The sequence below is a fragment of the Aquimarina longa SW024 genome (genome assembly GCF_001401755.1).
In the GTDB taxonomy this organism is placed as follows: Bacteria; Bacteroidota; Bacteroidia; order Flavobacteriales; family Flavobacteriaceae; genus Aquimarina; species Aquimarina longa.
On record NZ_KQ474099.1, the window covers coordinates 794,838 to 805,521 of the forward strand.

Sequence of the window (10,684 nt, forward strand, 5' to 3'; positions counted from 1 at the left end):
CCCCAATACCACTATGTTTAGGGAACACCAGAATAGTACCTGTACCGTACCCATAAATACCCCATCGTATAAGTCCCTAATTATTCTCGTATCCCTATTTATTATAAAAATCAATAACCTAGGAGGAAGCTCACGAGATATGATTACAAAAAAAATGTTTTGATGTCTAGGCAAGCCTCAGGAAATTAAACCCTCAATAAAGGAGTAAATAAGATAACAATGCTACCTAGATCAAATTGATGAACCACCACAAGAAATATTATATGAGATACTACAAGTATTACATATCGATACAGAAGATTTTATGTGTAAACTATTAAACGACGATCCCTACTATATCAATATATACATGGATCTGTACTAGGTATCATGAGAATCAAGATTGTAAAGACTCTAAGTCAGAAATCGGAGGGCAATTCTTAGAAAAAACAAAAAAAAGGTAACAAAACCAAATAATAACACATTAACTTAAAGGAATGTTAAATAAAAAGTAACTATTTTTACGTCTATACCATAAAAAATATGTGGACAAACCAATTAGAGAAGTAATGATAAAAATGTAGTTTTGCGTTCTAATTCATAGACACCCCAATCGTACCCCAATACGATGTCTATTATATATAACGTATATACAATCATTGTTTTCTTAATACTACCCACAGTAGTAGTAATAGTAGTAGCGTATATAGTATAAAAAAAATAGATAAAATGGGTTTACAAAGTGAATTTTTTATTAAAATTCAAATACTACACTTTATATACATGTAATATACCAAAAAATACCAAAAAATATACTTATAGTATATTTTTTGGTATTTTTTGGTATATAAATATATACTACATATTAGTTTAAGTTATATCTTTGTCGAGAGTATTTCGGAGTAATTCCCCTTAATAATATCATTAAAGAAAAAGGAAAATAATTGTGTTTTAATGTTAAACATAATTATTTTCTCTTTTTGATTTGTTACTGTTGTTTCTAATATTAAAAAATATGAATATAACATTTAAAGTAGATTCTAATTCAAAAGGAAAGTATAAACAAATTCTTGTTAGGTTTTACAAAAGTAAAACAATTGATTATTCAGTAGGAACAGAAATTTATGTCAAACATGAACATTGGAATTTTGAAAAAAAACAATTAAAAAAAGTACCTTCTTTTAAAAATTATGTAAGTATTAGTAAAAAATTACTTAAAATAGAATTGACAATTTATGAAGCGTACCAAATTGATTTTATTTCAGGTGTCCCAATAAATAGTACTTGGCTACGTAGTATTGTCTTAAATGTTTTTAATAGATCTAAACAAGAGATTGAAAAAAAGAAAGAAAATAAAGATATTTATTTTTATGATTGGGCTGTAAATTGGATAAAAAATGCCACAAATATGTATAGGAAAAAAAATGAAAAAGTTTTTAATGACGATGATAATCAAGCATATTCATCCGCTATAGACAAAATAAGAAGATTTGAAAAATATACAGGAAAAAAGTACAAGTTTTCAGATTATAATAAGGATCTTAAAATTGAATACAAAAAGTTTTTATTAGAACAGGATAAAATGTCTGCTGCAACAATCAATACAATTTTAGTCAAATGCTCTTACTTACAAAAAAAAGCTATTAACTCAGGTATTGAAATGAATAAAGAGTGGAACGAAGTAAATAATAATGTTGTAGACCACAAAGATATTGATTTAATATATTTAGATGAAAGGGAAATAAACGATTTGTATCAACTTGATTTAAGTATTGAAAAAGATGAGTATTTAGATATTGCAAGAGATAATTACATTATTGGTCTTAGGACTGGTCTAAGAGTTTCTGATTATTTAATAGGATTGAATGAGGATAATTTGAAAACAGGTCAAATATTAATCAAAACTAAGAAAACAAAAACTAAAGTAGTTATCCCTATACATCCACAAGTAAGAGAGATACTTTATAAGTGGCGAGGATTACCCCCAAAAATATCAGAAAATGTATTTAATCAGAAGATAAAACAAGTAGCTAAACTTGCTAGGATAGATGAAAAAGTTGACGGAGGAATTATTCAAAATATTGTTTTATGGGATGAAACAAAAACCAGAAGAAAGATTTTTGGAATATACGAAAAATGGAAGCTTGTTGTTTCTCACACAGCTAGAAGAAGTTTCGCCACTAATTTATATTTACAAGGGGTAGATAATCAAATAATCATGCAAGTAGGTGGATGGGCAACCGAAGAACAAATGCTACATTATGTAAAGCAATTTGGAAACCGAGCTTCAAAAGTTATAGCGAAAAATTGGAACATAAAAATAGAACCAATTGATTTTGAAAAACTAAGAAAGACTACATAAAATGAACAAAGAAATAGAAAATAAAGAAGAAATTTTAATAAAAGATCGTGATAGGCTTAAAGTAATCATGAGAGAATTAAACATCAATACTTATGGTTTATACAAAGCTTTAGGCTATAAAAATCAAGGATCGGTAACTAATATTGGTAAAGTAGTAAATGGCAGAAAGGTCAAAATGGGGGCTAAATTTATAGAAAGGCTTATAAAAAAATTTCCACAAGTAAGTATGAAATATGCTAAATATGGAAAAGGCGAAGTAATTTTATCAGGTAAAGCAAAAGTTGCTCAAATGAACGCTTTAGGATTAGGAACTGATTCTGAAAGGCAATTAACTTTTGAGCAAGAAACAAGAATACTTTTAGAAGAGATCAACAAAAAGCTAGATTTACTACTAGAAAAAAATAATATGATGTAAAAATAAAAGGCGTTAGTGTATTTTTATGCTAATGCCTTTTTTTATGCTAAATTATATTAAATCAAAGTTTAATAACTTTTCACTGCCTTCATCAAATAACTTCATAGACACTATCACAAGATTGGTCATTAGTGCTAATCCAATTTCACTATCATTATTCACCTCCCTAATCAAATCTTTCTTAGAATATTTTTTTTTCAAATTATTATAAGTTAGATATGGTTTATCCAAATCATCACTATCAATTAAGTAAGCTATAATACTTTTTTTTAGGATAGTGGTAAGATCTTGATTATCGTTATTATCATATCTATTATCTTCATCACACATTAGATCATTTATAGTAACTCCAAAATATTTAGCAAGTTTTTTCCTATTTGCTGGACTAGGCTTTGACTTACCGTTTTTGTAACGACTTAATACACCTTGATCTATTCCTGTATCATTAGAACAGGCATACATTGAAACATTCTTTTCTTTAAGCAATTCCCTAAATCTTTCTGCTACAGTAATCATTCTTATTTAAAATTTTTAAAACACAAGTATTGTACTTGTGTGTTTTTATGAAGTAATAAAAAGTTAAAAAAACTGCTTTCACTCCTTTTGTTATAGTAACTTATTTAATTACAGTTAATTATAGTTTTTTTTTAAAATATTATCAATGAAGTAAAAGCCAATAAATTTATTTAGAATAAAAAAAAGACAAATTACTTGTGTTTTTACTTGTGTTTTTACTTGCATATTACTTGCGTTTTTGTATTATTGTAAAGTATTTTAAAGAAAAACCTTGCGTAAATATAGTAAAAAGTATTAATTAATATCATTTTTTAATATAAACACAAGTAAAAACACAAGCAAATAAAATTGTTTTTAAACTAAATAATAATTCAATGAACAATAAAACAAAGCCAATTCATGATTTGCCCATTTCAGTCATAGTAGAGAAGGTAGTTGAAAAATCTTTTGATGATTTAAACAAGAAAGTTGATAAACTTCAATCATCTATTTACAAAATTAATAATGAAAAGACTTATACACTTAGAGAAGTAGCCACTATTGTAAATCGAGATTACTACACAGTACGACAACATATTCTAGATGGAATATTAGGAGCTAGTAAAAAAGGAAAAAACTATACAATCACTCAGGAACATTTGAATGATTATTTAAAAGTAAAGAAAATTAAGAATGAAACAAGATAGATTTAGAATTGTTCATCACACAAGTGAACATATAAGTAGCTTACTTGTATTGCTTGATTTCAGAAAACTAGAAAAGCAAGCAACAGATAAGAACAGCATTAATAAATCAATCTTTATAGACATAAAAAGGCGTGAGTTTTGGATTGTTGACAAAGAATCGTTACAGCAATCCGTAGAGTTTGTAAACGATTATTACAGACAAAAAGCAATAGAAATAAAATTACAAGAATAATGGAAGAAAGCGTAACAGATAAAATGCTAACCGTTGCAAGTAGATTAGAATTAGGAGAACTAGGAAAAGCTCTTACGATATTTCAAAGTAAGTGTCCTACAGTTGAGAAAAATTCACAAGGCTATGGATATAAATATGCAGACTTAGCATCGATAACAGAGACAATAAAACCACATCTTAAAGAAGCGGGATTATCATATACGCAGCAGGTCTTTAATGACTCAAAAAATGTAGGGGTAAAAACTATTCTAATTCACGGAACTTCGGGGCAATACATATCATCTACAATTGATGCTGATATGATAAGCAATAAGCAAAAACAAATGTCTCCTGTACAAGGAATGGGAAGTATCATAACGTTTTTAAGGAGATATGCTTTAAGCTCGATACTTGGAATTGTAACAGACGACGATATTGATGGAATTACATCATCAAAAGCTATTTCAAAAGAAAAAACAGGCAGTAATATCATTTGGTTAAATGAAACTCAATTTAAAAAATGTATGAAATCTGATGCTATAACAATTCAAAAATTTCTTAAAGCTTTTAGTACATCAAAAAAGAAAATGAAGCCAGAACATAAAAAACAATTAGAAAATAGAATTGAAAAATTGTCAAATCAATGAAGCCAAAAAAGAAGTCACTCTTCGCAATCAATCAAGAACAACTTTCGATTCTATACGAGATAGAACAAATGGAGGGCGAATTGACTACAGAAGCTGAAAAAAGATTAACAATTACCAAGAATGATTTAGAACATAAAAGTATTGCGTATCGCGAAGTAATCTTGAAAAGAGAAGCTGAAAACATATTAATAGACAAAGAGATTAAACGTTTACAAGCCATGAAAAAACGTAATCAAAATATTATCAATAGCCTTAAAGATACTTTGCTCACAGCTATAAGTATTTTTGGAATTTTCAAAGTTGGTTTGGTGAATTTTGGTTTTAGAAAAAGCCAATCAATAGAGATTGATGACAGAAATTTAATACCTGATGAATTTAAAACTACTACAACTACAGAAAATATAAATAAATCAGATTTAAAAAAAGCAATTAAAGAGGGAAGAGAAATTAATGGTGTACGCCTTATTAACAACAAGAATCTAAAAATATCATAACGTAAACATATATTAAATGTTAAACAAAGTATTTCTAATCGGGTATTTGGGAGATGACCCAAAAATTACATATACGGATGATGGTCGCGCTGTTGTAAATCTATCATTAGCAACAAGGGAAACATATAAAAGTAAAGACTCAGGAGAAAAAATTAAAAAAACAGAATGGCATAAATTGGTATGTTATGGAAAAGGAGCTGAAACTTTAGAAAAGTACACTAAAAAAGGTAGTAGACTTTACATCGAAGGAAGTAAGCACACAAACCAATGGGAAGATAATAATGGTGATACAAAATACAGTACAGAAATCAAAGTAAAAGAATTTCTCTTTTTAAATGGAAGCTCTAAGGATAATCAAGAGACAAGATCACCTCAACATGACATGAATTCTGATGATGATGACTTACCATTTTAAAGCTAAACATGAAATATAATTCTAATCACTTAAAAGAAAAGGTGATGATTAGCTTATTAATTTCAATAGCTATAATCACAGTTCTTACCGTATATATTACTCAGTCTAGTCCAAGTAATTCTGATTTCATTATAGGAAAGAAGAAATTAGAAATATTAGGATATCGTAATATTATAAATATAGGTCATAAATGGTTTTGTTGTAAAGAAGAAGATTCTCATTCTACAGGTTTTCATGCTATTGATAAAAAAGGAAAAATAATTGAAGGCTGTTTTTGTAGCACATTAGGAAAAGAAGTAAGAATAAAATTTAAATAGATAATAAGATGCAACATAGAACTCCAAACAAGTTACTTGATGAAATACTTAATGTGATTGCCACTCATTATAATGTTGATACCTCTTATATTTTACAGAATACTCGCGTAAATGAAATAGTTTGGAAACGCCAATTGTTTTTTCATTTTTCAAGAAAATACTTAAAAGATAAATTAAGCTATAGAGAAATCGGAAAATACCCTAAACAACATAATGTAAAAGGATATAACCATGCTACAGTATTACATTCTTTCAGAGTTGTTCAAAATGTTATAGAAACAGATAAAAATGAAAGAATCCAATATAACGAGATAAACGAAAAAATCCAATATGCTCTTAATGTAAAATGTAGACCATCTAAGAATGTATTAAAAAAAATAGAAATTCTCATAAATACAACAGAATTAACGATAGAACAACTCTCTAGAGCTTATAAGATAAGTGTTAATCAGATAAAACAGTATGTCAATGGCTAAACGTTTTACTGATTCACAAAAGTACAGAAAACATTTTTTTAGGCAATTACCACAGGAGTATAAGCTTTTTTGGGATTTCCTCTATCATGAATGCGATCATGCAGGTATCTGGATTTGCGATTTTGAGGTGGTACAAATTTATTTAAAAACAAAAGTACCTATCACCGCAGAGAAAGCTTTAAAAATATTTAATAAGGAAAAAGAGAAAATAGTTGTACTTGATAATGATAAAAAATGGTTTATCCCATCTTTTATAACGTTTCAATATGGAAAAGAACTTAAAGAAAAAATAAAAGTTCATTTCTCTGCAATGAAAATTCTTGAAGCACATGGAATAAATCCTAAAACACTAAAACAAGCTATTTCAGCACAAGAATTATTTTTAAACACTAAAGAACCACCGGACTCTTCAGAAGAGATATTATATAGTGAGTTCCCTAAAGATATTTATATCTCAATCTTACGCCTTGCAGAAGTATATATAAAAGATAAAAAATTACTATCCGCAGTATCAACAACAACTAAAAAGAAAGTATCAACAATCAAAAAATTGATACCTGATTTTGTTAAAAACTTAGAATCACAAGGGAAAAATAAAGAGAACGCTTTAGAGTTTGCTACTTATTTTAAGAATTGGCTTAAATATCAGGAAGAACCTACAAAATCAAAAAATAATTCTAATTTAAAATGGGGGTTACTTAGCACTAAAGAACAGTATGAATTAGGTTATAATGAGCAAGTAGAATTAATCAAAAAACGAATGCTCGAATAATGGCTACACTTTTAGATTTTGAAGCTATAGGGATATACCCCAAATCAAACAGAAATAAGCAAAAGGTATCTCAATGCCCTGAATGTATACGTCAAGGGAAAACAAATACTAAAGACCCAAGCTTGTCTATTAATATAGTAGAAGGTTTCTACAAATGTCATAAGTGTGGATTTAAAGGTAAAGTTGGTCAAAGAGAAAAAAAGTATAGAGAACAATTGCAAGTATCTGTAAAATATGCATTACCATCAAAAAAGAACATAACCAAACTTTCTGAATCAGGAGTAAAGATGTTTGAAAACAGGGCTATTCCTCAAGAAATCGTTTTAAAAAACAAGATAGCTATGACTAAAGATGGAAAAGGAATTGTATTTCCATACCTAAGAAACAGCAAACTCATCAATTATAAAACTCGAATGATTGATAAGAAAGATTTCCGTCAAGCTATGGGTGCTGAACCAATAATGTTTAACTATGATAGAATTAAGAATGCAAAAAAAATTATTATCAATGAGGGAGAATTTGATGCAATGTCGTGGGAAGTTGCAGGTATTGATTGGCATACATCAGTAAATCAAGGCGCACCAAACGTAAACGATCAAAATGTAGATAAAAAATTAGAATGCTTGACTAATTCTTATGATGCTTTTGAGCAAGCAGAATTGATCTACATTGGTGTAGATAGTGATGTTAATGGTCGTAAACTTCAGGACGAACTTATTCGTAGAATTGGTGCTGAAAAAGTAAAGATAGTTTCCTATACTCCATATAAAGATGCAAATGAATATTTGATAGAAAAAGGTGCTTTTGAGCTTAAAAAGCTTTTAGAGATAGCTTTAGAACCAAAAGTAGAAGGTGTTTTCAAGGCAGAAGATAGATGGAATATTATGCAAGATTCTTTTTTTAATGGTAAAGAAAGAGGAACTACAACATATTTTAATGAAATTGATTCACATTGGACTTGGCGAAGAGGGGAAGTAACTATATGGACAGGTTACGAAAATGAGGGGAAGTCCACTTTTCTAGAACAATTATGCGTAATTAAATCCGCTTATGAAAATTGGAAATGGGCAGTTTTTAGTCCTGAAAACACTCCTATTACAGACTACTATGATAATCTTATTGAAATGTTTATAGGTAAATCAACAGATCCTTTTTATAAATCTAATCAGATGAGTTTTGATGAGTATAAAGAGGGCTTCAACTTTGTTAATGAGCATTTTTTTCTGATTTATCCAGAAGAAGATTTTAGGTTAAAAACAATATTTGATAAAGCTAAATATCTAGTGAAAAAGTATGGTATTAAGGGGATGATAATAGATCCTTACAATTCTGTAGAACATTTACAAAAATCGAATGAAAGAGAAGAATTGTATATCACAAGGTTTATAGGAACATTAAAAAGGTTTTCCAGTGATTACTATTTATCAATGAACCTTGTAGCACATCAAAATACACAGCGAAAAAATGATAAGGATCAAGGGCGATACTTCAAGCCCATGAAATCAAATATTAAGGGAGGTGGGGTTTTTGCTCAGAGAGCTGATAATGTAAATATTGTATGGCGACCAGAAATGGCTATAGATTTTGCAGACCCTTCGGTAATCTTTGCTAGTCAAAAGATTAAGAAACAAAAATTAGTTGGAATACCAGGAGAAATTGACGGATTTGTTTTTGATCGTAAAACCAATCGTTACTATCTAAAAGGAAGAACGCCATTAACTCAAATAGATCAAAAACGTCTTGGCGATAAATTTGAAGAATTCCTTGTTAGCAATATTCCAGTTGCCTATCCTAATGAAGCGTTTGCTGATTTCGATGAGGATAAGGAAGATTTACCCTTTTGATCATGAGAGCTAGAGAAATGGAAGCAAAATATTTCAATTGGTGCTTAAATAATGGTTTAAAAATTTACCCTATTCCAGACGGGAAATATCATTATAAAATAGTCGTCAGTAAACTAAAAAAGAAAAGATGGAAAGCTAAAACAGGTAAAAAAAGATATCCAAAAAAACCTAATAAAAAAGAAATTAAATGGTGGGAAGAAATAGATAAGTTATATCAACATTATTATCATATAAGAACAGATCTAGAGTACAAAGAAGAATTTAAAAAACAAACAGAATAATTTAAATAAAATACCAGTATATGAAAAACAAACAAAATGAAAGTTCCTCTCCAGAAAAATCTAAAGCTATAGGAAACACTTTACTAAGCTATTATAGGAAAGATGCAAAAAAACAACTCTTAAAGGCAAAATCAGTTGAGGAATTAAAAAAAAACCAAGGTTGGATTTGGTTAAAAAAAGAGAAAGAACACAGACTTGTACATCCTAATAAAGTGAAGAGTTATTTAGTACAAGGATATAAAGAAGTATTAGATCATGATAAGTTATGATACTTGGAAAATAGTAAATTGTTATGATGATGAACTAGAAAACAAGTGTATGTTTTGTGGAGAGTTCATGTAAAAAATCATATTGTTCTAAGGCATGTAATATCGCTGATATTGCAGAACGATGTTAATCAAAAGAAATAAAAAATGTTAAAGGCAGTACAAGATTTCGCAATCAAAAAACTTAAAGAATCAGGGGATGAGTATAAAATCATTTCTACTTTCATTAAAGGCAATAAAATAATGTCAGATAAGATTAAAGTAAAAAAAATACCAAAAGTATTGAAACAAAAAGGGTTTTACCTCAGCGTGAAACCTAACAAAAAGGGATATTATCGTCTGTATCAACCACCAATAGAGTATACTGTTGGACAGTCCTACGGCTTTATACCTAAAGGATTTTTAGAAAATTGAATTTTTAATAAAAGGAAATATATTATGAAATACACAAAAAAGCAAGTAATAGCATTATATATGTTATCAGCATATTCAAACAATTTATTAGATCTAATAGACACTATAGAAAGTGAAATGAAAATCATTTTTAGACATGATATAAAACGAGCATGTACATCATTTTATAAATCTATTGACAATAATAAAATGCTTAATAATTTACTAGATGAAATGTTTAAAGTTGATAGTTTGGAGTATAACGAATATAGGGATGAAGTCGATAAAACCGTTTTAGCTGTTTTGGAAAATTCACCTAATAAATTTGTTCGATTACAATATGCTCGTAAATTTATTGAAAGTAATACTGCTATTCTCTTCACAGAAAAAGAAATGAAAGAATTTGCTATGCTTCATAAGACTTCAAAATTTCATAATGTATCTAATAATTTAGATATATATATTGATACTAATAATAAATTCAAAAAGGTGAAAAAAGCTATTAAAAACTCTCTCATTTGTTGATTAGATAACATAAAAAGTGTGTAGTATATAAGCACTAAATAAATGTCTATTTTAGATTAGACAATCATTATTTATTTTAACATTA

16 protein-coding genes are annotated in these 10,684 nt (G+C 28.3%); 15 read left to right on the forward strand and 1 reads right to left on the reverse strand.

All coding sequences use genetic code 11. From position 1 onward, the window contains the following. Positions 1 to 994: 994 nt before the first annotated feature. On the forward strand, positions 995 to 2,341 hold the full coding sequence (locus N456_RS12335; protein ID WP_062057337.1) for a tyrosine-type recombinase/integrase: 1,347 nt from the start codon (positions 995 to 997) through the stop codon (positions 2,339 to 2,341). Between the two features lies 1 nt (position 2,342). Continuing rightward, complete coding sequence (locus tag N456_RS12340; protein ID WP_062057339.1) at positions 2,343 to 2,756, forward strand: hypothetical protein; 414 nt, start codon at positions 2,343 to 2,345, stop codon at positions 2,754 to 2,756. A gap of 51 nt (positions 2,757 to 2,807) precedes the next feature. Here N456_RS12340 and N456_RS12345 read toward each other — a convergent pair whose 3' ends face one another. After that, positions 2,808 to 3,272 (reverse strand): helix-turn-helix domain-containing protein, encoded by a 465-nt coding sequence (locus N456_RS12345; protein ID WP_062057341.1) that lies wholly within the window; start codon positions 3,270 to 3,272, stop codon positions 2,808 to 2,810. Between the two features lie 374 nt (positions 3,273 to 3,646). Here N456_RS12345 and N456_RS12350 point away from each other — a divergent pair, with 374 nt between their 5' ends. From N456_RS12350 to N456_RS12410, 13 genes are all read left to right on the forward strand, one after another. Beyond that, positions 3,647 to 3,958, forward strand: a complete 312-nt coding sequence (locus tag N456_RS12350; protein WP_062057343.1) for a helix-turn-helix domain-containing protein — start codon at positions 3,647 to 3,649, stop codon at positions 3,956 to 3,958. Beyond that, the gene (locus tag N456_RS12355) at positions 3,945 to 4,190 is read left to right on the forward strand and encodes a hypothetical protein (RefSeq protein ID WP_062057345.1); all 246 of its coding nucleotides are present in this window, start codon (positions 3,945 to 3,947) and stop codon (positions 4,188 to 4,190) included. Before N456_RS12350 ends, N456_RS12355 begins: the two co-directional genes overlap by 14 nt. After that, positions 4,190 to 4,816, forward strand: a complete 627-nt coding sequence (locus tag N456_RS12360; protein ID WP_062057347.1) for an ERF family protein — start codon at positions 4,190 to 4,192, stop codon at positions 4,814 to 4,816. Before N456_RS12355 ends, N456_RS12360 begins: the two co-directional genes overlap by 1 nt. Next, the gene (locus tag N456_RS12365) at positions 4,813 to 5,310 is read left to right on the forward strand and encodes a siphovirus Gp157 family protein (protein ID WP_082422519.1); all 498 of its coding nucleotides are present in this window, start codon (positions 4,813 to 4,815) and stop codon (positions 5,308 to 5,310) included. Before N456_RS12360 ends, N456_RS12365 begins: the two co-directional genes overlap by 4 nt. Before the next feature lie 16 nt (positions 5,311 to 5,326). Continuing rightward, entirely contained in the window at positions 5,327 to 5,725 is a 399-nt protein-coding gene (locus N456_RS12370; RefSeq protein WP_062057351.1) for a single-stranded DNA-binding protein, read from the forward strand. Positions 5,726 to 5,733: 8 nt separating this feature from the next. Next, the gene (locus tag N456_RS12375; RefSeq protein WP_062057353.1) at positions 5,734 to 6,042 is read left to right on the forward strand and encodes a hypothetical protein; all 309 of its coding nucleotides are present in this window, start codon (positions 5,734 to 5,736) and stop codon (positions 6,040 to 6,042) included. Between the two features lie 8 nt (positions 6,043 to 6,050). Further along, the gene (locus N456_RS12380) at positions 6,051 to 6,518 is read left to right on the forward strand and encodes a helix-turn-helix domain-containing protein (RefSeq protein ID WP_062057355.1); all 468 of its coding nucleotides are present in this window, start codon (positions 6,051 to 6,053) and stop codon (positions 6,516 to 6,518) included. Continuing rightward, entirely contained in the window at positions 6,511 to 7,290 is a 780-nt protein-coding gene (locus N456_RS12385; RefSeq protein ID WP_062057357.1) for a hypothetical protein, read from the forward strand. Before N456_RS12380 ends, N456_RS12385 begins: the two co-directional genes overlap by 8 nt. Beyond that, positions 7,290 to 9,134 (forward strand): DnaB-like helicase C-terminal domain-containing protein, encoded by a 1,845-nt coding sequence (locus N456_RS12390; RefSeq protein ID WP_062057359.1) that lies wholly within the window; start codon positions 7,290 to 7,292, stop codon positions 9,132 to 9,134. Before N456_RS12385 ends, N456_RS12390 begins: the two co-directional genes overlap by 1 nt. Before the next feature lie 2 nt (positions 9,135 to 9,136). Next, entirely contained in the window at positions 9,137 to 9,415 is a 279-nt protein-coding gene (locus tag N456_RS12395; protein WP_062057361.1) for a hypothetical protein, read from the forward strand. A 20-nt stretch (positions 9,416 to 9,435) separates the two neighbouring features. Next, a complete protein-coding gene (locus tag N456_RS12400; protein WP_062057362.1) occupies positions 9,436 to 9,684 on the forward strand; it encodes a hypothetical protein in 249 nt (82 codons plus the stop codon). Positions 9,685 to 9,828: 144 nt separating this feature from the next. After that, positions 9,829 to 10,095: a hypothetical protein gene (locus N456_RS12405; RefSeq protein WP_062057364.1), complete on the forward strand. Its 267-nt coding sequence runs from the start codon at positions 9,829 to 9,831 to the stop codon at positions 10,093 to 10,095. Positions 10,096 to 10,119: 24 nt separating this feature from the next. After that, entirely contained in the window at positions 10,120 to 10,599 is a 480-nt protein-coding gene (locus N456_RS12410) for a hypothetical protein (protein ID WP_062057366.1), read from the forward strand. Positions 10,600 to 10,684: the final 85 nt, after the last annotated feature.

What these genes read in the sequence shown, in the direction of transcription:
- N456_RS12335 (WP_062057337.1), top strand. Translation starts at nt 995, where the DNA reads ATGAATATAACATTTAAAGTAGATTCTAATTCAAAAGGAAAGTATAAA.
- N456_RS12340 (WP_062057339.1), top strand. Translation starts at nt 2,343, where the DNA reads ATGAACAAAGAAATAGAAAATAAAGAAGAAATTTTAATAAAAGATCGT.
- N456_RS12345 (WP_062057341.1), bottom strand. Translation starts at nt 3,272, where the DNA reads ATGATTACTGTAGCAGAAAGATTTAGGGAATTGCTTAAAGAAAAGAAT.
- N456_RS12350 (WP_062057343.1), top strand. Translation starts at nt 3,647, where the DNA reads ATGAACAATAAAACAAAGCCAATTCATGATTTGCCCATTTCAGTCATA.
- N456_RS12355 (WP_062057345.1), top strand. Translation starts at nt 3,945, where the DNA reads ATGAAACAAGATAGATTTAGAATTGTTCATCACACAAGTGAACATATA.
- N456_RS12360 (WP_062057347.1), top strand. Translation starts at nt 4,190, where the DNA reads ATGGAAGAAAGCGTAACAGATAAAATGCTAACCGTTGCAAGTAGATTA.
- N456_RS12365 (WP_082422519.1), top strand. Translation starts at nt 4,813, where the DNA reads ATGAAGCCAAAAAAGAAGTCACTCTTCGCAATCAATCAAGAACAACTT.
- N456_RS12370 (WP_062057351.1), top strand. Translation starts at nt 5,327, where the DNA reads ATGTTAAACAAAGTATTTCTAATCGGGTATTTGGGAGATGACCCAAAA.
- N456_RS12375 (WP_062057353.1), top strand. Translation starts at nt 5,734, where the DNA reads ATGAAATATAATTCTAATCACTTAAAAGAAAAGGTGATGATTAGCTTA.
- N456_RS12380 (WP_062057355.1), top strand. Translation starts at nt 6,051, where the DNA reads ATGCAACATAGAACTCCAAACAAGTTACTTGATGAAATACTTAATGTG.
- N456_RS12385 (WP_062057357.1), top strand. Translation starts at nt 6,511, where the DNA reads ATGGCTAAACGTTTTACTGATTCACAAAAGTACAGAAAACATTTTTTT.
- N456_RS12390 (WP_062057359.1), top strand. Translation starts at nt 7,290, where the DNA reads ATGGCTACACTTTTAGATTTTGAAGCTATAGGGATATACCCCAAATCA.
- N456_RS12395 (WP_062057361.1), top strand. Translation starts at nt 9,137, where the DNA reads ATGAGAGCTAGAGAAATGGAAGCAAAATATTTCAATTGGTGCTTAAAT.
- N456_RS12400 (WP_062057362.1), top strand. Translation starts at nt 9,436, where the DNA reads ATGAAAAACAAACAAAATGAAAGTTCCTCTCCAGAAAAATCTAAAGCT.
- N456_RS12405 (WP_062057364.1), top strand. Translation starts at nt 9,829, where the DNA reads ATGTTAAAGGCAGTACAAGATTTCGCAATCAAAAAACTTAAAGAATCA.
- N456_RS12410 (WP_062057366.1), top strand. Translation starts at nt 10,120, where the DNA reads ATGAAATACACAAAAAAGCAAGTAATAGCATTATATATGTTATCAGCA.